Source organism: Pseudomonas sp. BNK-45 (assembly GCF_047456255.1).
Lineage (GTDB): Bacteria > Pseudomonadota > Gammaproteobacteria > Pseudomonadales > Pseudomonadaceae > Aquipseudomonas.
The window spans coordinates 6,715,773-6,737,369 of record NZ_CP179909.1 but is presented as its reverse complement, the minus strand read 5'-3'; the positions used below and the strand labels follow the sequence as shown (position 1 = coordinate 6,737,369).

18 protein-coding genes, 1 other RNA gene and 1 pseudogene are annotated in these 21,597 nt (G+C 63.1%); 11 read left to right on the top strand and 9 right to left on the bottom strand.

Annotation, left to right across the window (positions count from 1 at the left end; genetic code table 11):
* Positions 1 to 40: 40 nt before the first annotated feature.
* Genes wecB through ACMGG8_RS30615 form a run of 4 tightly spaced genes read right to left on the bottom strand, consistent with a single transcriptional unit; the run spans position 41 to position 5,953 of the window.
* Positions 41 to 1,135, bottom strand: a complete 1,095-nt coding sequence (wecB, locus tag ACMGG8_RS30630) for a non-hydrolyzing UDP-N-acetylglucosamine 2-epimerase (RefSeq protein ID WP_414158945.1) — start codon at positions 1,133 to 1,135, stop codon at positions 41 to 43.
* Complete coding sequence (locus ACMGG8_RS30625) at positions 1,126 to 2,910, bottom strand: ATP-binding cassette domain-containing protein (protein ID WP_414158944.1); 1,785 nt, start codon at positions 2,908 to 2,910, stop codon at positions 1,126 to 1,128. The genes wecB and ACMGG8_RS30625 overlap by 10 nt, the downstream gene beginning before the upstream one ends.
* Positions 2,907 to 4,658 carry a glycosyltransferase gene (locus tag ACMGG8_RS30620; protein ID WP_414158943.1) on the bottom strand — a complete coding sequence of 584 codons (1,752 nt, stop codon included), beginning with the start codon at positions 4,656 to 4,658 and terminating at the stop codon, positions 2,907 to 2,909. Before ACMGG8_RS30620 ends, ACMGG8_RS30625 begins: the two co-directional genes overlap by 4 nt.
* On the bottom strand, positions 4,655 to 5,953 hold the full coding sequence (locus tag ACMGG8_RS30615) for a hypothetical protein (RefSeq protein WP_414158942.1): 1,299 nt from the start codon (positions 5,951 to 5,953) through the stop codon (positions 4,655 to 4,657). The genes ACMGG8_RS30620 and ACMGG8_RS30615 overlap by 4 nt, the downstream gene beginning before the upstream one ends.
* Positions 5,954 to 6,057: 104 nt before the next feature.
* Here ACMGG8_RS30615 and ACMGG8_RS30610 point away from each other — a divergent pair, with 104 nt between their 5' ends.
* Together ACMGG8_RS30610 and ACMGG8_RS30605 are read left to right on the top strand one after the other, a co-directional pair.
* On the top strand, positions 6,058 to 7,218 hold the full coding sequence (locus tag ACMGG8_RS30610; protein ID WP_414158941.1) for a nucleotidyltransferase family protein: 1,161 nt from the start codon (positions 6,058 to 6,060) through the stop codon (positions 7,216 to 7,218).
* Positions 7,215 to 8,519, top strand: a complete 1,305-nt coding sequence (locus ACMGG8_RS30605; RefSeq protein WP_414158940.1) for a sugar transferase — start codon at positions 7,215 to 7,217, stop codon at positions 8,517 to 8,519. The genes ACMGG8_RS30610 and ACMGG8_RS30605 overlap by 4 nt, the downstream gene beginning before the upstream one ends.
* Here the strand turns inward: ACMGG8_RS30605 and ACMGG8_RS30600 are convergent.
* A complete protein-coding gene (locus ACMGG8_RS30600) occupies positions 8,449 to 9,381 on the bottom strand; it encodes a class I SAM-dependent methyltransferase (protein WP_082729814.1) in 933 nt (310 codons plus the stop codon). The genes ACMGG8_RS30605 and ACMGG8_RS30600 overlap by 71 nt on opposite strands.
* A gap of 356 nt (positions 9,382 to 9,737) precedes the next feature.
* On the opposite strand from ACMGG8_RS30600, the gene ACMGG8_RS30595 reads away from it, so the two are divergent.
* The 9 genes from ACMGG8_RS30595 to ACMGG8_RS30555 all read left to right on the top strand — a co-directional run bounded on the left by ACMGG8_RS30595 (position 9,738) and on the right by ACMGG8_RS30555 (position 19,494).
* The gene (locus ACMGG8_RS30595) at positions 9,738 to 10,823 is read left to right on the top strand and encodes a hypothetical protein (protein ID WP_129405366.1); all 1,086 of its coding nucleotides are present in this window, start codon (positions 9,738 to 9,740) and stop codon (positions 10,821 to 10,823) included.
* A complete protein-coding gene (locus ACMGG8_RS30590; protein WP_414159996.1) occupies positions 10,823 to 11,749 on the top strand; it encodes an NAD-dependent epimerase/dehydratase family protein in 927 nt (308 codons plus the stop codon). The genes ACMGG8_RS30595 and ACMGG8_RS30590 overlap by 1 nt, the downstream gene beginning before the upstream one ends.
* 98 nt (positions 11,750 to 11,847) lie before the next feature.
* The gene (locus ACMGG8_RS30585; protein ID WP_414158939.1) at positions 11,848 to 13,146 is read left to right on the top strand and encodes a hypothetical protein; all 1,299 of its coding nucleotides are present in this window, start codon (positions 11,848 to 11,850) and stop codon (positions 13,144 to 13,146) included.
* A 15-nt stretch (positions 13,147 to 13,161) separates the two neighbouring features.
* On the top strand, positions 13,162 to 15,003 hold the full coding sequence (asnB, locus tag ACMGG8_RS30580; RefSeq protein ID WP_414158938.1) for an asparagine synthase (glutamine-hydrolyzing): 1,842 nt from the start codon (positions 13,162 to 13,164) through the stop codon (positions 15,001 to 15,003).
* Positions 14,996 to 15,997: a class I SAM-dependent methyltransferase gene (locus tag ACMGG8_RS30575; protein ID WP_414158937.1), complete on the top strand. Its 1,002-nt coding sequence runs from the start codon at positions 14,996 to 14,998 to the stop codon at positions 15,995 to 15,997. The genes asnB and ACMGG8_RS30575 overlap by 8 nt, the downstream gene beginning before the upstream one ends.
* Positions 15,994 to 17,286 (top strand): hypothetical protein, encoded by a 1,293-nt coding sequence (locus ACMGG8_RS30570; RefSeq protein ID WP_414158936.1) that lies wholly within the window; start codon positions 15,994 to 15,996, stop codon positions 17,284 to 17,286. Before ACMGG8_RS30575 ends, ACMGG8_RS30570 begins: the two co-directional genes overlap by 4 nt.
* Positions 17,267 to 18,049, top strand: a complete 783-nt coding sequence (locus ACMGG8_RS30565) for a WecB/TagA/CpsF family glycosyltransferase (RefSeq protein ID WP_082729171.1) — start codon at positions 17,267 to 17,269, stop codon at positions 18,047 to 18,049. The genes ACMGG8_RS30570 and ACMGG8_RS30565 overlap by 20 nt, the downstream gene beginning before the upstream one ends.
* A 14-nt stretch (positions 18,050 to 18,063) precedes the next feature.
* Positions 18,064 to 19,281, top strand: coding sequence for an O-antigen ligase family protein (locus ACMGG8_RS30560; RefSeq protein WP_414158935.1), 1,218 nt, complete (start codon positions 18,064 to 18,066; stop codon positions 19,279 to 19,281).
* Between the two features lie 30 nt (positions 19,282 to 19,311).
* The gene (locus tag ACMGG8_RS30555; protein WP_414158934.1) at positions 19,312 to 19,494 is read left to right on the top strand and encodes a hypothetical protein; all 183 of its coding nucleotides are present in this window, start codon (positions 19,312 to 19,314) and stop codon (positions 19,492 to 19,494) included.
* A 59-nt stretch (positions 19,495 to 19,553) separates the two neighbouring features.
* Here ACMGG8_RS30555 and ACMGG8_RS30550 read toward each other — a convergent pair whose 3' ends face one another.
* From ACMGG8_RS30550 to ACMGG8_RS30535, 4 genes and pseudogenes are all read right to left on the bottom strand, one after another.
* The gene (locus ACMGG8_RS30550; protein WP_414158933.1) at positions 19,554 to 19,931 is read right to left on the bottom strand and encodes a DUF6124 family protein; all 378 of its coding nucleotides are present in this window, start codon (positions 19,929 to 19,931) and stop codon (positions 19,554 to 19,556) included.
* A 397-nt stretch (positions 19,932 to 20,328) separates the two neighbouring features.
* Positions 20,329 to 20,481, bottom strand: a pseudogene (locus tag ACMGG8_RS30545) (M48 family metallopeptidase); the annotation flags it as partial.
* 145 nt (positions 20,482 to 20,626) lie between these two features.
* Positions 20,627 to 21,020: a transfer-messenger RNA gene (gene ssrA / locus ACMGG8_RS30540) on the bottom strand.
* A gap of 87 nt (positions 21,021 to 21,107) precedes the next feature.
* The gene (locus ACMGG8_RS30535) at positions 21,108 to 21,395 is read right to left on the bottom strand and encodes a hypothetical protein (RefSeq protein WP_016967212.1); all 288 of its coding nucleotides are present in this window, start codon (positions 21,393 to 21,395) and stop codon (positions 21,108 to 21,110) included.
* Positions 21,396 to 21,597 lie beyond the last annotated feature (202 nt).

Below are 21,597 nucleotides of genomic sequence, written 5' to 3'. Positions count from 1 at the left end.
AGTCTGGACCCGCGGGGTTCGCTGCGGGCCTTCACTGGCGTTATGCCCGGCGTGTGCCGAAGTCATCTCGCAACACCTGCAAAATCCGTTGCCAGGCCTGACCGTCGCCAAATGGATTGCTCCAGGTAACGCTTGAATGACGCAGTTCATCTGCAGCATCGATCAAACTGTTTTGCGTCACCACGGGCGCCAGTCTGGAGCCCCCGCTGTCCAGGCTTTCCGGGCGCTCGGTATTGGCTCGCAGCACCAGGCAGCGGCGCTGCAGTACGCAGGCCTCCTCCTGCAGGCCGCCACTGTCGGTCAGTACCAGGTCGGCGCCTTGTAGCAAGGCCAGCATGTCGATATAGCCAAGGGGATCTGTGGTCTTTATAGGCAACGAGCTGTCGATGATTTTCCAGTGCTCCCGGCCCAGCCGTGGGTGGACGGGGAAAATCACTGGCCTGTTGCGCGCTTCAGCCAAGCGCTGAACGGCTTCGATCAGTCTGGCGAAATGCGCGATGTCGTCGGTATTGGAAGGCCGGTGACAGGTCAGCAGCAGGTAGCCTTCGGCTTGCACCCCCAGCCTTTCCAGGATTCCCGAGCGTGCCCGGGAGCTGTGCACATAGCGCAGGGTGGCATCGATGCCGGTGTTGCCCGTGATATGCACATTGGCGCCGTGGATGCCCTCATTGGCCAGTAGCTCGACCTGCAATGCCGAGGGGCAGAACCAGAAGTCGGACATGTGGTCCAGCTGGATTCGATTGGTTTCTTCCGGCATAGATTTGTCGAAACTGCGTAAACCAGCCTCGACATGGGCAATCGGGATATCAGCCTGGCGCGCAGCGAGCCCTCCGGCCAACGAGCTGTTGGTGTCGCCCTGGACAATCACATAGTCCGGCCTAACGGCCTGCAGTACCGGTTCGATTCCCATGACCATGCGCGCCACTTGCGAGCCCGCGACATCAGACCCCACCCCTAGATTGAAATGCGCGAGAGGCAGCTCGAGTTCGTCGAAGAACAGCTTGTCCATGGCCGCGGCGTAGTGCTGGTTGGTGTGGATCAACGTATAGCGGATACCTTGCCGAATGCAGGCACTAATCAGCGAGGAAAGCTTGATGATTTCGGGGCGCGTGCCCAGTACAAAGGCTAGATGCATGAGTGGGAACGCCCTGCAAAATCGATAGTCGGCTCCGGCTCGGGCGGACAAATGAAGTCCTTGAGCGCGCCGTCGACCATCAGCACGTTACGGTCGGTATGGCGCAAAGCGGTGAGGCGATGGGTGATCAGCACCACGGCAAGCTCGGGCCTTGCGGCGCGCAGGGCTTGCAGAAAGCGGCTCTCGCTCAGTTGGTCCAGGGCTGCCGTGGCTTCGTCCAGAACCACCAGCACCTGGGCGTGGGCAACCGCGCGAGCAAGCCCGATGCGTTGCCGCTCGCCGCTCGATAGCTGTTGCTCGAAGGCCTCCACCGGAGTGTCCAGGCCTTGGGGAAGGCGGTTCAGCAGAGCGTCGACACCGGTAATGGCCAGTGCGTCGTTGAGCGTCTGCTCTGCACCGGAACCCAGAAAGGCCACGTTGTCGCGCAGCGTACCTGGAATCAGCGTGGTGCCGGAGGAGGCGTAACCGATGGCCCGGTGCTCCGCTGGCAGGTCGAGCCATTGCAGCGTGCCCTGGTTTGGCTGCAGCTCACCAATCAGAACATCCACCAATGTCGATTTGCCCACGCCCGACTCGCCGACCAGACCCAGCCACTCCCCTTGGCCGATGCTCAGGTTCAGGTTGTGGATCACTGCCTGGCTGGCCTGGGGGTACCGGTACTCCAGTGCCTCGCACAGCAGCACTGGCTGGAGTGGGGTGCGAGCAGGTGCCATGTGCTGCTGGACGGCCTCCGGGGCTGTTCGGGAGGGCGAGTCGGGCGAGGTCAACTCCTCAAAATACGGGCGGGACAAGCGCAGCGTCTGCAGGCTGAACAGCACCCGCCGAAAACCTGGCAGCAAACGCAAGCCCACGGCTGAAAACAAGGCCATTGCATGCAGGTCCGTTTGCCCGCTTCCCTTGCTGGCTACCAGTACGCACAGCACCAGCATCATCAGGAAAAACAGCTCCATGACGGGGGACTGGACCTCCATCAGCGTGCGTTCCCGGGCCGTGGCTCTGGCGAAGCGTTTGGCCACTGGGTAATAGCGCTCCAGTACCGCCTGTACGCGGCCATACAGGTGTATCTCGCGCAGGCAGGCAATGCTGTCGGCGACCCAGCGCTGCATCAGCACCTGGCTTTCGCCCCTGCGCGTTTCCCTGATGTCGTTGAGCACCACAGACAAGGCGCCGCCAGCGCCGGCGGCCAGCAGCAACGCACCGAGCAGCATCGCCGTCGCCAGGGGCTCCAGAGCCAGCAACACACAGAGCAGCAGAGCGACCACCAATACTTCGGTGAGCAGCTCCAGGCTGGGCAGGAGGGTGCCTATGACGATTCTGGGCGCCATGTAGTTGACGGCCACATTGCTGCCCTGCGCCGTTGTGTTTGAGAGCTGGGCAACGGGGCGGTCCAGTTCGTGCTGGAAAATGCTCAACGAGATCATCAGTGTCCAGGCGTCGATCAGCCGGCTGCGCGCGGCAGACATCAGCGGCGCCAGCACGCCCTTGCCCAGCACCAGGGCCACCACCAGCAGGGGCAGCGCGGATACGCCGCTACCGGCAAACGCCGACCACTGCATTTCGAGCTGCGCATACCAACCGGAGGAGGTACGCACCGTCGGTAGCAGCGAGCCCAACAGGATCGCCACCAGCAGCGCACAGAGCGTATCGATGGCGGCCTTGCCCAGCAGCAGCGCCAGCATCGACACAATGCTGGACGTGCTGGCGCCACAGCGTCTGACGAAGGCCAGTGCCCGCGGTGGAAGGTCGAACAGTGCAAAGGGTTTCACAAGTTTCATGGGCCTACGGCGATCAAGGATTTGGGCAAGCCCAGGATTCGTTCGCGGATGATACGGGCAGTGGGAAACAAAACCTGCATCTGCCGACGGGTCAGCAGGCGGACGCTATCGACGAGAAACTCGGCCTGTTCGTGGTTCGCGGCGCGTTGCCAGTGCCCCAGTGCCACTTGGCGTACCAGTCCGACCCTGAGGCGACGCGGCAGCCAGTGAAAAAAGGGCGTCATGCAGTGCGGTTCGAGTGGAAACCAGAAATCCGGTGTCTGGATAAAGTAGCGTTCGGCGACGCGCACAAGCTCCCGGGCAAAACGTTCGACACGCTCCGGACTGCCCACATGCTCGATCACGGAGTTGGAATGCACGATATGGAAGACACCGTTCTCGAACTGGCTCAGGTCACAGCCATCAGCGCACAGTGCACTGAAGGGGTGCAGGGGGGGCTGACGTACGGGCTGAGTGTTGAGCAGCGTGATGGATACACGGCGTGAGGCCAGGTAGGTCGCCGGCAAAATTTTCCAGTATTTTTGTGTCCCTCCCACATCCAGCAGATTGACATGGCCATGCCGGGCGTATGCCTGCTCGATCATGTCCCGCAGTGGCCCGATACGCCGGCTGCGCAGCCGCGTAGCGAGCGCGCGCGGGTTGTCGTAGTCGGTCAAATAGCGCACCAGCCTTTTCATCCAGCCGGTAGGCCGCGATCGCTGCACGGCCTGCTGGTAGAAGATCACCAGCTCGGCGGCTTTGCGCTGCCAGGTGAAGCCCTGGCGAACGGCCTCTACCACACTGGCCGGTACTTGGCTTTGCGCGCACTGGGCGGCACGCGCGCCCAGGGCCGGGATGTCGCCCAGGGCGAACACGCCGTTCCAGCCAACGGCGTCGGTGATGGCGCGGCACCCCTCGATATCCGAGCAGACGATGGGCACACCGGCCAGCAACGCCTCGAGGATGACCGTCGGCATGCCTTCGCGTTCGGAAGCCAGCACCATTGTCTTGCAGCCGGCCATCATCTGTTGGGTAACGGCATCGTCCTGCCAGCCATGAAAGCGCACCCGCGAGGACAGACCCCACTGTGCCGTCAGGGCTTCCAGGCGTGGGCGGTCACTGCCTTGACCGACGATGTGCAGAATGGCCTGGGCCAGGGGGGGCGTCTTCAGCGCAGCAATCACATCGTCGAGGCGTTTGACCGGATCTAGACGCCCGATGGACAGCAAGGCGGGCGCCCCCTCCAGCGGCACCGAACTGGCGACGGCAGGTTGACGATGATCATCAATACAGTTGGGAATGATCAGGGTCCGCGTGGGCTGCAAGCCGCGCCGGTCAAGGTCGCCCTCCCAGCCCTTGTGCAGCAGCACCACGGCGCTGGCGGCGCGCACCATCAGGCGCTCGACGGTGCAGTCCCACAGGCGCTTGAGCAGTTGTCGCCACCTGGAGCCCGTGTCGTAGTAACAGTGCGGGGTGTACACCAGGGGCCGGCCACGGACGACGGCCAGCAGTGCGGCGAATGCGGCAATTGGGGTCCGGGCGCCATGCACATGCACGAGGTCATGCTCGGCCAGGGCGGACCAGAGGCTTCGATGCCCCCCCTGGCGTACGTCGAGCCCGTCGCCGGCCACATTGACCTGCGGGGCAAGGATGGTGATGCGGGTGCTGTCATCGGCCTGTATGGCCGTGGCCAGCCCCTGGATATGACGGGCCACGCCACTGGACAGGGGTTCGAACTCCTTGCTGACATGCAGTACCCGTATCTTCATGCCACGGACTCCAGCGTTGCCGGCTGCTGGAGCTGTTGCAGCAAGCCGGCGAGCCCGCTGGTTTGCCTGGCAAAGTGGCTGCGCAACCATTGGGCCTGGGCCTGTCCGGTGGCCTGGCGAAAGGCCGGGTCATCGCGCAGACGCTGATAGAGGCCGGCCACTTGCTTGGCTGTCGCGGCCTGTAAAGGCGCCGCCATTGCCTGGCGTACCGCCCGGTTTCCAGGCAAGGCCAACTGCAACGCCACCACCCAATGCCCGGCCAGCGCCGCCTCTAGCATGGCGGTGGAGCAGTAGCCCACCACCAGCTGCGGTATGGCGGCCCGGGGTTGCAGCTCCGGGTGCGGTGGACGGCGAGTGGCGCATGCGGCCGCACCGCTGTAGGGCTGGTCTTCCTGAGGGTGCAGCAGAATGCGGGTATCCGGGGCGATTTGCAGCAGCGCGTAGGCAAAGGTCGCCAGGGTTTCGCCAATGCCCTCGCCCAGTATCCGGGCATGGGTCTGCGAGAGCAGGGCAATGCCCTCAGGGGCACGCGCAGCCTGCTCCGGCTGCTGACCCCGGCCCAATGCGTCCTCTACCAGTTGCGTGCTCGGGGTGCCATTGGCCTCGAACACCTGACGGCTGGCGTTTCCCCATACCAAGTAGCAGTCGGCCCGGGTCGGGAAGAACTCATCCGTGGCAATGCCGTGTTGCACGCAGATGCTGGGCAGCCCCTGGCCAATCGCGGCGCGGCTCATCAGATCGAAATCGTTGTGCAACAGCACGACGCCTCGGCTGCCTGTCAGGGTCCGCCGCAGGCTGGCGGTCCAGAGTGCGCGGCGGGCCAGGCAACTGGCGAGCAGCAGCGGCTGCTGTTGCCTCAGCGTGGCGATGAACACGTGCAAGGCCGAGCGCCACGCCTGCAGGCCTGGTCGCGCGGGGCGGATGCAGGTCAGACCTGGGGAGATGTCATCGATGGCCAGGCGCGGGTGCAACAGCACCAGCGGCGCATAGCCCGCCGCTGCCAGGGCGGGCAGTGCCCGCTCCAGGGTGCTCCAGCCACTCACGCCAGGCAGGGTGGTCAACAGGATGGCTTGCTTGTGCCCTTGCACGTTGAGGCCAGGGTTCTTGTGCCTGAGCAATAGCCAGGAATCACGCAACAGGGCCCCCAGGGCGCGGACTCCGGCCGCGACCTGGCTTCTTCCTGCGTGCAGATAGAACAGCTCATGGCGAACATCTGCCGCATCCGGGCCGAACTGCTGGCGTATGTATTCGACGTGCTCCGAGAAAGATTCTCGTAGCCAGGCGGATGACTTCATGGGGTAAGATCCGATTTCTCTTATGCCAGCCACGCTACAGCTAGGCAGTTGAGTTGCCAACCACCATCAGCCGCTTGTCTAGTGCATAGGATGCACGCCCCGTTATGGCCATATCCCATTCTCAATGTACCGCCAGCGCTTCCGGGCAGAACGCCGATGACCTCCATGGAGATCATGTCCAACTGCTGCAGGCAACCTTGTGGTTGATGGGTTTTGAGCAGCCGTTCAGCGCTCCCGCCGTGCCCGCCCTTTGCCAGTTCATCCGCCACCATGGGGTGGCGGGCTTGATGCAGCCCAACAGGGTAAAAAGCCAGGCCCCCGTTTGCTTGGCAGCGCTGAATGCCGAACGCCAGCGCATTGCCATTCGGGCCCTGGCACTGGGGGCCGGGCTCAAGCGCCTGGTCACGGGATTTGCCGCGCGAGGTCTGCAGCCGCTGGCGCTCAAAGGGCCGGCGCTGGCCGTGCAGGCCTACGGCAATCTCGGCGCACGGGGTGGTGTGGACCTGGATGTACTGCTGCCGACGGAACAGTGGCCCGAGGCCCTGGCCATATTGCAGGACATGGGCTATCACGTGGCTCCTGGCCAACAGTGGCCCCTGCCCGATGCCACCCATGAACTGGTGCTCGCTCACGGGCAGTTGCCGCGGATCGAGCTGCACCGCCGCCTTCTGCGTCACCAGCATTTGCTCCACGCCCCGCAGCGAATGACCCAGGTGCTCGACCTGCAAGGTACCGAGGTGACCTGCCTGGCGCCGGCCTATGCGCTGCCGTATTTGATTGCCCACGCCAACCAGCACTGCTTCCGCCGCTTGATCTGGCTGATGGATATACACGCGCTGTTGCAGTGCCCCGACCTGGACCTTGAGCTGCTCGCCAGCCAGGTAAAGCGCAGCGGCACCTGCGCGATGCTGGATACCTGCCTCAGCCTGCTGACCCTGCTGTTCGGCCTGAAGGTTCCGGCGCCTCTGCAGCAGGTGCGCCGACCTTGCCGGGCAAGTCGGGAGATGGTCGAGCTGGCACTGGATGCGCTGCGCAGGTCTCTTAGCGATGACCAGGTGGCGATGGGCCAAGGTCTGTTCAAACGCGTGAGCCTGGACATTGCCTTGCAGGACACGCTGGCGGCCCGTTGGCAGGCGCTGGTGGGCTGGCTGAGCCCCACGGCAAAGGACCTCCAGTGGCTGGCACTGCCGCGCGGGCTGAGCTTTCTCTATCCGTTCGTGCGTCTTTTGCGGCTGGCGCTGCGCCAGCGGGGGCACGAAGTTTGACTCTTGCCATTCCGCTCTCTCGTTTATTGGTTCGTGGCCTGGGCGTTGCCGCCAGTGCCTTGTCGGCAGGTTGGGTCGTCGAGTCCGGGGTTCCCTGGCCTGGCACCTGGGGCCTGGCATTGGCGGCCGCGCTGCAGTTCATGGGGCTGGACTGGGCACTGATACGTCCCCGCCATCGCCTGGCCGAACGCCTGGCTACCGGGATCGGGCAACTGCTTCTGGGATTGGGCGTGCTGGCCTGTCTGGCGGGGCTGTTCGGCTATTCGTTATCGGTGTCGTGGTCGCTGGGCTGGCTGCTGTTGGCCAGTGTCACGCTTGCCCTGCTCGAGGTGGGCAATGATCGGGTCGCAGCCTGGCGTCCCGGCGTGCCCAGGGTCGTGCTGGCGGGCGCTTGCCCACATGTCAGTCAGTTCACGGAACAGCATGGGCAGTCCGCCGTTCGCTTGTCGCATGAAGAGGCCCTGGGCCTGCTGACGCAGCAGCCAAGCCGGCAGCTGTCAGAACAGGTGGTGATTTTCGATACCTGCCTGCACGCAACGCCGCCCCAGCATCTGGAAGGCGGGTGCCCCACGCTGCCCATACAGGATGTGCATGCTTTTTCGCCAGGAGCTGCGGCGGCCAAGCGCTTGTTCGATCTACTCGTCGCGGCCGTACTGCTCTGCGGCTGTGCGCCGCTGCTGGTGGTCATCGGACTGATCGTTCGCCTGCAGGACGGCGGGCCGGCGCTGTTTCGTCAGCAGCGCCTGGGTTTGCAGGGCTCGATCATTACCGTGCTGAAGTTTCGCAGCATGCGGGTGGCCGCTGGTAGTGACCTGCTGGCGCCCCAGGCGCGCCTCGATGACCCGCGTGTCACGCCGCTCGGCAAGTGGATGCGTTACTGGGGCATTGATGAGCTACCACAGCTGATCAACGTGTTGCGCGGTGATATGTCCCTGGTCGGCCCACGGCCCCATGCGGTCGCTCATGACCTGCATTATGGCGCCAAGGTTTGTGGTTACACCGCGCGGCAAGCCGCCAGGCCCGGTATCACCGGGCTTGCCCAGATCCGTGGTCGGCGTGGGGAAACCCGGGCCGTATCCGATATGGCCTCACGGGTGCGCGATGACCTCGAATACATTGCGCGCCAGTCGCTGTGGCTGGACCTGTTTATTCTGCTGGCCACACCGATGGCGCTGTTGCGCAGCGGCCATGGGCGCTGTGAGCCTGAGCGTGTAGCGGTCTCGGCCCCCTCTAGAGACGAGCAAGCCGCCACGCCATCCGCGGATAGCCGTTACGCAGACTCAGAGGCCGAATCTGTTTGAGGATGTGAGCTCGGATGTCGTTCGCCTGCGGTGGTAGTGGCGCGACGGTAGGTGTCGCCGGTGCGTTGAGCCGCGCATACACGCGCAGATTGCCTTCGTAGATTCCGTGGGCTTCCCGGCGCCAGTGCTGGGCATGAAACCCATTGGCGCTCAACAATGCCTCAAGGGTTTGCGCCGAGAAATAGCTGCGGTGCGAAACATGCACCTGCAACAGGCCAAGCTCGGGCCAGTCAGCCTCGATATCCGGGACCTCGATCACCAGCCAGCCCTGCGGATCCATCAGCTTGGCTATCCGAGCCAGTGCTTTGCCCGGCTCCTGAAGATGCTCCAAGACATGGAACAATGTCACCAGCCGAGGTGCGAAAGGCAGTTGCGTGTGTTCGTCGAGCTCTTCAGGGCGAACGTGTTCGCCCAAGCCCAGCACCTGTACCGCATGATCGCGCTGAGGGCCGCCTGGCTCCAGGCCCATATAGTGTTCATAGTTTTGGGCGCGACAGGCATCCAGGAAAAACCCCAGGCCGGCACCGATATCCAGCACCGATTGGCATTGACCTACAACGGCGCTGATCTCGCTAAAGCGATAGCCTGCGAGCAGCCGATAGTTCCACATCGCTTTGCTGGCTGGTGGTTGTCGCATGAGGCGGGGGTATAGCTGGCTGTAGAAGCGTGCCTGGGTGTCGCCCTTCAGGCCACGCGCCAGATAAACCAGGCTGCAATGGCGGCAGGTCGACAGATTGACTCGCAGAAAATAACGGTCATATCGCCAGATAAGCTGTGGATCGTTTTGCCCGCAGCCAGGGCAGGGAAGCTCGACCAGATGTCGATTGATCTGGCGAAGCTGATTGAGCAGAGAAAATGCCATCTATGCCTGTTCCCGCATTGAATCGAAGGAGTCCGTAAAAGAGGCAGCACTCTAGCAGTCCGCAAGACGATGGTAACGACCTGTCTCTATTCATTGGCCGTTCCAAACACGGTCAGCGCATTGCAGCAGCCTGGTCGCTGTGTCAAATTCTCGCACTTTGCCCCGTGACTAGCAGACCACCTTCACGTTTGTGCAGGCAGGCCCATCAGGTTGGAATGATGCATACAACGCCTACAGCAAGACCTATTGGGCCTTACGATGAAATTTCGCTGGCGGAGCTGGCGCTGCGAGCCCTGCAGTTCTATCAGCGGTTTGGCCGCTTGCTGCTGCTCTTGGCGCTGCTGGCGGCGTGTACTGTGGCTGCCTGGGTAGCCAGTCGCCCGCTGTATAGCGTGTCCGCGCTGCTCGAAGTGCCGAAGGTAACGCTTGAAGAATGGCGGCAGGCGCAGTCGTTTCTCTGGGACAAACGCTGGGTCGATCACGCCTTCGGCGACGACCGGCAAGAAGTCGGCCCTGGACACCTGCAGTTGCGCAACCGCGCGCTCAATCCCCAGTACTGGATCCAGAGCGTGCGCTATCGCTCCTCCCTCAATCGGGACGACGCCCGGGATATTCCTGTCGCGCAAATCCAGAGCAGCACGGGGCTTGGCTTGGAGTTCGCCCTGCGGGTGTCCGACGAGGAACAGGCCAACCTGACCATCAATACCCTTGCCCGGCAAGTACGCGAAGCCTTTCTGGCCAATAGCCTGATCGACTTGGTGAGGACCAGCCAGGCGGCCCTCGATCATCGTCCGCAACTCAAGCTGGATGTGCTCAAGGCCGAGTTCGAGATTGAACAGAACCGCCAGCGCATCGCCGATATGCGCCAGTTGCTGGAGCGCTACCCTGATCTGCGCCATCTGGAAACCAGCACCCTGTTTTCGGTCAGCGATGGTGGTGGCAAATACCTGTCGCCCTTGCCGCAGATCGTGGCTCTGGAAAGCACGGTTTCCGAACTGCAGGCCAAGGCGCGAGCGGCTCAGCGTGAACTGGACAAGCTCGACTGGACCGAGCGCCTGCTGGCTGGCATGGACGAAACGATCCGCAACGCAACCTCGGGACAGGTCATTCTCGACAAGCTCAAGAGCAACCGCGAAAAGCTGCTTGCCAACGCGGCACAACTGGACGCCAGCGCTCGGGAAGCAGCCGAGGACATCAACCTCAAACTCACCCAGGCCGAGTCCCGGCAGCAAGCCATCGGTATCAAGACACGCTCGGCGATTTCCACGGCGCCGGTACCGCTGCGCAACCCGTTGATAATGGGCGTCGCGGCCTTCGTGCTGGTGTTCGTGGCGTTGTCCATTGTGCTTGCGCTGTACGTGGCGCTGCATAAAGGGCGCGATGTGCTGCTGTGGCTGCCACGCCCGATCCGCAGCAGGCTGATTGTGGAGCCAAGGCCGTGATGCGCCTGTTGGTGACCGGCGGCGCCGGTATGTTGGGGCGCCGTGTCGTTCGGCAGTGGCGTGCTGCCGGCGGTGAAGTGGCGGTGCTGGATAATCTCTCCAGTGGCCTTGCGATGCCGCCCGAGGCCAGTTGGACGGTCCAGGGTGATCTTCGCGATGCCCAGGGACTGGCCGAGTTGCTGGCATCCTGGCGCCCCGATGCCATCCTGCATCTGGCGGCGGTGCACCACATTCCCACCTGCGAGAATCAGCGCGCCCATTGCCTGGACGTCAACGTGGTGGGTACCGAAAGGCTGCTGGCTGCGGCTGAGGCGGCGCAGGTAGACCGCGTTGTGATTGCCTCGAGCGGCGCGGTCTACGCTTGGCAGGAAGGGCCGCTGTCGGAGCTGTCCAGCCCCTTGGCAGCCTGTGACAACTATGCATTGTCCAAGCACTGCAACGAGCAGCAATTGCAGTTCTGGAGCGGACGCGGCGGGCGAATCGGTCGGGTGGCGCGGATTTTCAACGCGGTGGGCCATGATGACCCTAACGCCCATCTGATCCCCGATGTGCTCAAGCAATTGCGCCAATCGAGCGATGGCTGCATACGCCTGGGCAACCTGACGCCCCGGCGCGACTACCTGCATGCCGATGACATCGCCCGCGGCCTGATCGCCCTGCTGCACGACCCGCGTACAGACGTGCCATTCGACGTGTTCAATCTGTGTTCCGGGGTGGAGCACTCCGTGGAACAACTGGTGCAGCAACTCGGAGACATCGTCGGCGTGCAGGTCAAGGTAGAAGTTGACCCGGCCCGGCAACGGCGGGTCGACCGCCCCAGTCAGTTGGGCGATCCCCGCCGTACCCTGCAGTTACTGGGCTGGCAGCCCCGCCTGGCGTTTGCCGAGGCCCTGAGCCTGGTCGTGTTTCCGGACCAGGTGCGGTAAGCGTGGGTCCGACGCGACCACGCTCGTCCGTTTCTCCAGAGCGACAGGGGCTCGCAGCTAACGGCGGGTCCCTCAGCCAATCGTTTGTGCTGGCGGCCGTGACCTTCGCCATCGGTCAACTGGCCAACCTGACGTTCCAGATCGTTCTCTTGAAGTCGCTGGGGGCGACCACCTACGCAGTGGTCGGCCTGGCGCACCTGCTGTTGCTGACCCTGATCTTCCTGGCCGACCTGGGCTACGCCTCGTTGTTCCTGCGAGAAGACCGCCATGCCAGCCACTGGCTGGTGACCTGGCGTTGCGCGCTCGGGCAGCGGTTGCTCGCGACCCTGGTGCTGATCAGCCTTGCCTTGACTGGCTGGGTGTTCTACAGCGATGACCAGGCCGGGCGGCAGTACCTGTTCAGCGCCGCCCCCGCCAGCCTGTTTGCGCTGTTCAATTTTTCCGCCCCGCTGATCGCGGCCGGCCAGCGTCTGCGCGGGCTGATGGCGGCGCAGATCGCCTGGCCGGCCGGGTTGCTGCTGTGGTGGCCGGTCAGCGTCAGCCTGCCCCTGTCAGCGGCTGCCAGCGCAGGGCTGGCGGTAAGCCTGGGGTATCTCACCCAGGCCGCCGTCAATTTCGCCATGAGCGGTCAGCGGCTGTTGTGGTTGCCGTTATTGGGCAAAGGCCAGTTGAGGGCGGCGCTGCACCTGTGTGCATTAAGCGTGTCCGGCACCTTGCATGACCGGCTCACGCCGTTTCTGCTGGCGCCCCTGGTACCAGGGTTCATGCCGGTCTTTCTGCTGCTGAACCATGTCTTGAGTGGCCTTTCTGGCGTACAGGGCCAGTTATCCCGCCTGTTGCTGGGCCAGGCCAGCAGCGCGGGTGGTCGCCAGCGGATCGTGGCGGTGGCTTCGTTGCTGGCTTGGGCGACCGCCAACATGCTGTTGCTGGGCACACTGGCGCAAAGCCTGGAACTGCCGGTCGAGTCGCGTCAGTGGCTGGCGTTGGCAGGGCTGGTGGTGTTGGCCTGGGGCCTGTCCGCCTCCAGCGGTTTTCTCGTGCTGCTGCTTATTGGCGAGCGTCGCGAAGGGCAGTTTGTGCGGCCGTTCCTTCTGGGGCTAGGTGCCAGTGCGGTGCTGCAGCTCATGGCCGCCTGGAGCGACGCGCCAGCGTCCGTGTTGTGGGCCAGGGTCGTGGGGATGTTGTTGGTGATGAGCGTATTGCTGGTCATGCTCAGGCTGCGACCTGGGCGTTGGGGCATGCTCGCCTTGGCGGGGGCGTTGGCAACCTGCGCGGCGGCGCAAACGAGCTGGGCCACCGGCCTGGCCATCATGCTGGCAGTCCCGGCCATGATCGGTTTGCTGGGCCGGCGTCCTTGCTATATCGAACCACGTTGCACAGGGGGGATGGATGAATAGGCAGGAGTACCGGTCATGTGCGGGCTGATCGCCGTACGCGCCCTGAGCGCGGTAGCCGACCTGCAGCAACGGGCCAGCCGGGCATTGGCCAGCCTGGCCCGTCGTGGCCCCGATGCCGAGGGCCTGCTGATGGTCGAGACGGCGCCACCGACACTGCTCGGGCACCGCCGCCTGGCTATCCTCGATACCAGCCGCGCCGCCGAGCAGCCCATGCGATGCCCTATCACTGGCACGGCGCTGGTGTTCAACGGTGCCATCTACAACTTTGTCGAGCTGCGTAATGAGCTGCGTACGCTTGGCTGTGTCTTCGTGACCGATGGTGATACCGAGGTGCTGCTGCACGGCTGGCGTGTCTGGGGCGAGGGGCTTTTCTCCCGCTGCAACGGCATGTGGGCCGTGGTGATCTGGGATGCGCCCAGTGGCGACCTGGTGTATAGCCGTGACCGGCTGGGGGTAAAACCCCTGTATCTGCATCACGACGGTCAGCAGATGGTGCTGGCCAGTGAAATCGGCGCCATTGCCCAGATGCTTGGCGGTTATCCGGCCCCGAATCCTGAAAAGTTGTTCGACTTCCTGATCACGGGCTTTTCCGAACAGGGTTCGGCCACCTTTTTTCAGGGGGTGCGGGCCGTCCCACCTGGCGTGGTCGGGCGCATGAGCCGGACCGGCCGATTCAGTCAGGCTCCTTATCACCAATGGCCCGCACCCGGCAGTGCCGAGCCGCTGTCCAGCCTGGAACTGCGGGGACTGGTGGAGGACGCGGTGCACCTGCGTCTGCAGGCGGATGTGCCGGTGGCCAGCCTGCTGTCCGGCGGTCTGGACAGCTCCATCATCACCCGGGTGGCGCTCAACGCCAGCCAGCAGCCCCGGCAGCGGCTCGACGCGGCGTTCACCTACGGCTACCGCGATGCCCAACAGCGCGGGTTCGATGAGTCGGCACGGGCCGCGCTGTTCATGGCCGAAAGTGGCCATGACGACCGGCACCACGTGCTGCGCTTTACCCCCATCCCATCGGCGGACGAGCTGATGAACCTGATCTCGGTACAGGGCGAGCCCTTCAGTACGCCCTCGGTGCTGGCCAGTTTCAGGACTTACCGGGCCATCGCCGAACAGGGATTCAAGGTGGTGCTCTCCGGCGAAGGGGCCGATGAGCTGTTCGGCGGCTATTCGGCCCGTTATCACTCGGTGGCGGCCCGAGATGCGCTCTGGTCCGGGCACCTGATGCAGGTGGTCCAGCGCCTGAGGCTGCGTACCTTTCCTGTCAGCTTGCTGTTCAACCGCCTGGTCTGGGACCTGCCTCCAGCGCTGATAGGGCCGCTATTGCGTCGTCATCGTCCGAGTGTCGGGGTGATGAGCGCCGGGTTGTGGGAGTCTCAGCAGCAGCGCCTGGCGCTGATACGCCAGCGGATGTCCAGTCCCCTGGAGCAGCGCATGCGCGAGGACCAACTGGATAATCTGTTGCCCATGGCACTGCGTATGGCCGATCGCAACAGCATGAGTGCTGGCATCGAACTGCGTAGCCCATTCATGGACCATCGCCTGGTCGAGCGGGCGTTCCGTACGCCGGCCCTGGAGCGGATAGGGGCCGGTCTCTCCAAGGCCCTGCTGCGCGATGCGTTCAAGGGGGTGCTGCCGGATCGGCTGGTGACCACGCCGAAAAGTACCGGATTCGGCCATGCCGAACAGTTCCTGGTGGCGCAGTTGCCGTGGCGTGAGCTGCTGGAGGATCTGCCTGCGCAACTGAATGACTTTGTCGACCTGAACGCACTGCGCCGGCACCTGGCCAGGCCGCAAGGTCACAGCACCCTGTGGCTGGCACTGTCAGTCGCGCTCTGGTACCGGAGCATCTATGCCTGAACGGTTCCACGACTGGGGCCTGGCGGCGGATGCCGGTCAGTGCCGTGTGTGTGGCAGCAGCGCCGCACAGCGCTACTTCTGGCCGGAGGTCTATGCCCACTCCGGGCAGGCCCTCATGCGTTGTGGCTATTGCGCCACGGTGTACCTGGCCCCCGGTTTCAGTGCAGCCGGGCTGCAGCGTTTTTATAGCGGCCCGTATCGCCGCCTGTTTCCTGCCGAAATACCTTGGCGCAGCACGGAGCGTTTTTTTGCCTGGCGTGGCGATGCCGACGTGGCGCGCAAACGGTTTGCCCTGATTGACGCGAACCTGCCGCCGCAAGGGCAACTGTTCGAAATGGGCGCAGGTTTCGGTGCCTTTCTCGGGCAGGCCGCGCAGCAACGGCCCGATCTGCAACTGAGCGCCAGCGAGCCGGACACCGCGCAACGCCAGGCCTTGCTCGGGCAGGCATCGGTGCGCTTTGTCGAGAGCCTGGCAACCCTGCCGGAACAGAGCCTGGATGCAGTGGTGGCCTTCCATGTACTCGAACACCTGATCGACCCACGCGGTTTTCTTGAGCAGGCCGCGCAAAGACTGCGGGACGGGGGCCGCCTGTGGCTGGAGGTGCCAGACTTGATGAGCGACTGGCAGACCCGGCTGTTCGTCCATCCGGCACATTTGAGTTACTTCTGTGCCGACAGCCTGCGGCGCCTTGCCGAAGCGGCCGGCCTGCATGTGCTGTACTGCGGCGCCCATCCCGTTTCCGCGCTGGCGGGGACGCTGTGGCTGGAGGCGCTGCGCCCGACGACGCCGATCCGCCAGCCTGTGGCGTCGGCAGCGCAACAGCAGGTGGACGCTGTCGATCAGTGGATCTCACGGGTCGGCTGGGGGTACCGGGACCGGATCAAGGCGCTGCTCAAAGCCATGGCCATGCGTGTGCTGGGGGCGGGCTTGCTAGGCGAGTGGCAGCGCTGGCGCCAGCATCGCCGTCACTGTGCAGAGCAGGCGCGGCGATGAGGTTCAGGATCGTGTTGCTGATCATCCTCTGGGTGCACCTGGGGGATCTGGGCAGCGCCTGGCTGTATGGCGACGGTGCCTGGCCAGGCGTGGGGTTGCTGCGCAACCTGCGTGACGTTTTGGTGGTGGTGCTCGCCGCGTGCTGTCTACTCAGCACCCGTCTGCCAAGCCGCCTGTTGCTGCCGCTGGTGGCCTACAGCGCCCTGGCGCTGTGCTACCTGCTGGTCAACAGGGCAAGCATGACGCCGAGCATCTTGCTGGGCTCCTACGGCACGCTGATGATACCCGTGCTGTTTTTTCTGCTGGGTTTCTACTGCGTGCGCCGCCCTGAACAGTTGCGCAGCTGCGTCGCCTTGCTGGTGCTGCTGGGCATTGCCAGCACAGTGTTTGGCGCCTGGGAGCAGCAGCACACGACGTTTTGGACCGAGACCATTGGTTATCCGCGTTATATGCGCGATATCAAGGGCATGGTGTTGGGCGCCGATTGGGAAAGCGGCTTGCCATGGAACTTCTACGGCGGCGTCGACCTGCAACGGCGGGCGGCGGGCCTGCTGGCGTCCCCCCTGGCGCAGGGCATGTTCCTGGCAGTCGTGGCTGTGGCTGCCATCGCCTGGTCGGAGCGACGTGCTGGCTATCTCAGCCTGCTGCTCAGTGGTTTGCTGTTCGTGGGAATCTGGATGTCGGGAACGCGCGGCGCCATGCTCGCCGGCAGCCTGGCCCTGATCGGTTACCTGGCCACGGGGACCTCGCTGTTCCGTTACCGCGCCATACGCTGGTTGGTGGCCGCTGGCGTCTGCGGGGGGATTGCGATGTTCTCCTATGGCATCGTGCAGATGAGCATCAATTTTCTGGATGGCTCAACCATCGGCCACTGGCAGGCGTTGCAGAAAAACCTGCTGGATCTGCCCAAGGTGCTGTTGCTGGGTGCCGGCCTCGGCGCCCAGGGCGCGCAGGCGGCCCAGCAGCAACAGACGCTGATCGGCGGTGGCGAAGGGGCAATCTTCAGCATTGCGTTCCAGCTCGGCCTGCCTGCCGCCCTGCTGTTTCTCTGGTTCTACCTGAACATGGCCCTGGCCTTGTTGAACCGTTATCGTAGGCACCCTGAGCCGATGCTGCTGGCGATGTTCTGGTTGACGCTGGGCCTGTCCACCACCTTGATCAGCTCCGAGCACCTGCTCACCGTCTCCGGCACGGGCGCCTTCTGGCTGCTTTGCGGAGCCACGCTACGCAGCACCTCGTCCACTCGCTACCAAACTGAGCCCATCATCGATGAACAGCACTCCGGATAGCCGCCGCATTGAGTTTCTGGGTTGTCCTCTGGACCTGCTCAGCCCGCAGGAGATGATCGAACAGGCCCGGCACGCTCTCACGGATGGCTGTCGACTGCGCCTGGAAGGGCTCAATGTCGCCAAGCTGGTCGACGCGCGCGCTACCCCGTTCCTGATGCAGGCGCTGCATGAGGCGGAGCGTGTCCATATCGATGGTGCGGGTATTTCTCTGGGACTCAAGGCGCTGGGAATCAAGACGCCACCGCGCTGCGCGGGTATCGACCTGATGGGCCTGCTGTGTGAAATGGCGGCCGCGACCGGTGCTTCGGTGTACCTGCTCGGAGCCCGCCAGGAGGTGGTTGAGTTGACGGCAGAGCGTTTGCAGGCCCGTTATCCCGGCCTGCGCATTGCCGGCCTGCGCAACGGTTACTTCACGGCCGGCGAAGAGGCGAAAGTAATTCAAGATGTCCGCGCCAGCGGTGCGGATATCCTGTTTGTCGGCATCAGCTCACCCAAAAAGGAATTGCTGCTGCACACCCACTGGCCGAACTTGGGCGTCCGGGTAGGCATGGGGGTCGGCGGCTCGTTCGACGTGCTCTCCGGCCAGTTACCTCGAGCGCCGCGCTGGGTTCAGAGGATTGCCATGGAGTGGTTGTTTCGCTTGTTGCTCGAACCTCGTCGCCTGCTCTGGCGCTACGTGCGTAGTAACAGCCTCTACTTACTGTTGCTGGTCGTTACCCGTATAAGGCTTGCGACGCGAGCCAAGGTCAGAGCCCAGTGCTGAAAGCAGGAGCAGTCATGTCTTATGAACCCTTGCGGACTTTGCTGTCCCGACCCGGCCAGGCTTTGTTGGCCCTGGGCCTGTTCGTGCAACTGAGCGGGTTTCTGTTCAATAACGACGGCAGTCGCCAGGCCACACAGGTTTACCTGTTGCTGTTCGTACCGGCGCTGATTCTGCTTATTGCCGAACGTTTTGCGCTCTCCTGGTGGCGCCAACCCAGCGCGCTGATACTGCTGGCCCTGCTGGGCTGGGTGGTGCTACGGAGCTGCTTTGACGATTCCTGGAAGGCGCCGGGCTACTTGCTGAAGGTGGCTCTGCTGATCTTGCTCTATGTGTTCGTGGTCGGCCAGCTGGTGCGCAAAGGCGTGATCGAAATTCCCCTGGCTCTCGCGGTGCTGCTCGCCTGCTGTTTTGCCTGGCTGACACTGATCGTTCAGTTCGTTGTTCTGGATAAGCCGCTGGCCTACGAGGTACTCAGAAGCACCGGTCGGCTGCAAGAGTTGGGCTGGCATGGTTTCGCGGATTTCTCATACCCCATCCCGGCGGGCCTTTACTACGGGATCTTCGCCGTTCTGCTGCTCAGCGTCCTGGTGGAGCGTGAACTCAAGGCCTGGGCCTGGCTGCCTGTGCTTGTCGGTCTGGCAGGCTTGTTGGTGTATGTGCTGTTGACCTTCTCGCGTGGTGCCTGGTTCTCAACCCTGGCGGGCAGCTTGACCCTGTTGGTGCTCAGCCCGCAACGGCGTGCTCGTGTCCTGCTGCTGATCGGTGCACTGTTGATACTGCTGATGATGACGGTGTTCTGGTCGCGGGTTGAGCACGAATGGTTTTTGGGCACCAGTCAGCGCGGTCCTATCTGGCTGAACTGGCTGGCCCGTCTGCCCGAGTTCTGGGCCCTAGGAAAGGGGGCTGGAGTCAATTTGGTCTACCGCTATCCCTGGGGCGATGTGGTGTATCACGCCCACAGTCTGTATTTGCAACTGTGGTTCGAGTACGGGATCGTCGGCTTTGTCTTGTTCGTGCTGTTGCTCGGCACCACGCTCCTCAAGGCGTGGCGCTTGCGTGCCGATCCTGCTGCGCGTGTGGCTCTGGCGACTTTGGTGTTCGCCCTGGTGGCGATGGTCTCGGATATCTCGAGCGTGTTCACTCGGCCAAATCCTTATTGGGTTGTGCTGTGGTTGCCGATTGGGTTGATCGTGGGGCTGCGGCCACTGGTCGAGCCGTCCACGACCCAGTAGCGATCAAAACCGAGGTTGCCGGTCACGCGCATGGGCGTGACCCTGCTATCGGAACTGCTGAGCCGCTCCACAGCGGGCGACCCACTGAACTTCCTGCGCCTGGAAGGCCAGCGCATCGTGCGCTCGGTGAGCGTGACCACCGATCCGCGAGAGACCTTGAACCGTGCGTCTTACACCTTTTTGAAGGCGCTCAGGGCGGGGCGGTTTGTTTGAGGAGACAGCGCGGCAGGTCGTGCTGCCGCGCTGTGCTTTTGCGAGTCCTGCTACTTCAGCTAGGGCCTGTGGCGACTGCCATCGAGCAGGGCATCCACCACGGCCCGGGCCATCTCCACCGAGTGCACCAGGGACCAGATCAGACCACGCTCGATACCGCTGCCGCGCTCGGTGATTTCATCGGAGACTTCTTCGGCGCTTTTCAGCAGCAGGGAGACGTGGAGCAGGGCTTCTTCGGCGTTGATGCCGCCGCGTACCGAGAACAGAGAGTCGCGACTTACTGGGGTGCTGATGGTTTTTTTCAGTGACTGGATCAGAGCTACATCGGCAGGCTGAAGTGACAGCTTCTGCCGGATCTGCTGATTGGCCAGATCGTGTTCAGGGTTTCTGCCGCGATGGGCAGCAGTGAGAGGCGGATCGGGCACGAGCTTTTTCATGGTGCAACTCCTAATCGATGGTAGGAACCTTCACCGTCGCTGCTAAACGATAGGGTGGCGGCCGTTCGCAGGTTAGCAGTACCGGTCGATTAGGAACCCGGCGCACCCGAAGGTGCCCTGCGCACGGCCGCCATAAAACGGAGCCTAAAAAACGCCACGTAGATGGCGGCGCTGTGCGCCTAATCGATTCCGGGCTGCTAAACCCGGTCACTGAATGTGCAGTGACGGATCGAGGCTAGCCAGGGTGAGGGGGTAGGCGCAAGCGGCTAGGAGTTTCTAGGAAAGTTCGCACAATAGAAAGAGACTTAACGCTGCTTTGGGGGAACGAAGGCGCGGTCCAAGTTGGCTGGCGTTTCGGTTTTTTAGCCTCAAGCATCTCCCTGTCAGAGGAAGAGCTTCACACCCCTTCAACTTCGATCCCATGTTCCGCCAACCAGGTCTTTCGCTGTGCGTAGTCTGGCATGATGCGCTCGAGGCGTAGCCAGAACTCAGGTGTGTGGTGCGGCTCGTGCAGGTGCACAACCACATACTTGGCAATGTGCTTGGGTACGAAGGCTCACTCGAGTATCCGCACAGCTGTTGAGCTGTGCTCAGCAGGCTGTCATTAAGCTGGCATAGGTGAGCAAAACCAGCCAGTCAGGCACAAAAAAGGCACTTGCGATAATCGCCAAGTGCCTTTTTTGTACTGCTTCATTTGGTGGAGCCGGGGGGATTTGAACCCCCGTCCGCCAGTACTCCGCTGTCGGTCCTACATGCTTAGCCGTGTCTATTGAGTTAACCCTCAGCGACCCGACGGGCAGGGTGCTTTGGGCGAGTTGTGTAAGTTTTAGCCGCTTCGTCCACAACGTACTGCACGGCGATTCTGTTCTATATGACAATCATTTTGGGTTTACAGACATCCCCTGATGATTGCTGGACCCGAAGGTACCAGGGGGGAAGGGCTAAGGCTGCTTACGCAGCGAGAGCGTAATCCCCGTAGGTTTCGTCATTGGCAACTATAGGAAGTTGCAACAGTGGATTTACGAGTTCTGTTACCAACTCGGCATGCACCTAAAGTTTCGCAACCGGCGTCGAATCCTAAACGGCCCCGAACCTGTTGTGCATTACCAACAGGTGGACGGATTCTACGCTAAGCGAGCGCAGAAGGCCAACCCGAAGGTTGGCCAATGCATCGGCCTACTGATCGCCCTTGGTGTTGTTCTGCAAGCGCTGGAGCGCTTGGGTGGTCAGGGAGATGCAGTTCTTGGTGCCTTGCTCGGTGCCTTTGGCGTGCTCGGCGGTGGCTTGCTGCACCGTGGCGTCGATGTCGCTGCTCAGGTCCGAGCTCATGGCCTCGGTGCTGACCTTGGCGTCTCTGATCTTTTGCAGGTTGATCTGGCACAGGTCCTCTTGCCCGGCGGCAAACACCGGGGAGGCCAGCATCGCGGCGGTAATGAACAGTCCAGCCAGTGCGGAACGCTTCATGGTGATCTCCTTGATTGCAGGGGCTCGGTGCTGCCGGTCAACAGGACAGGCGGCCGAGTGGGGCGAAGCCCTTTGTGTGCGGGCCTAGAAAGTGGACCTTGGCCGGGTGCCGGGGTTCGGTTTTTTTTTGCGATGAAACGCTGCCGCCGTTATCGCGTTCGAGCAGGCACAAAAAAGGGGCGAAGCCGCCCCTTGTTGTCCT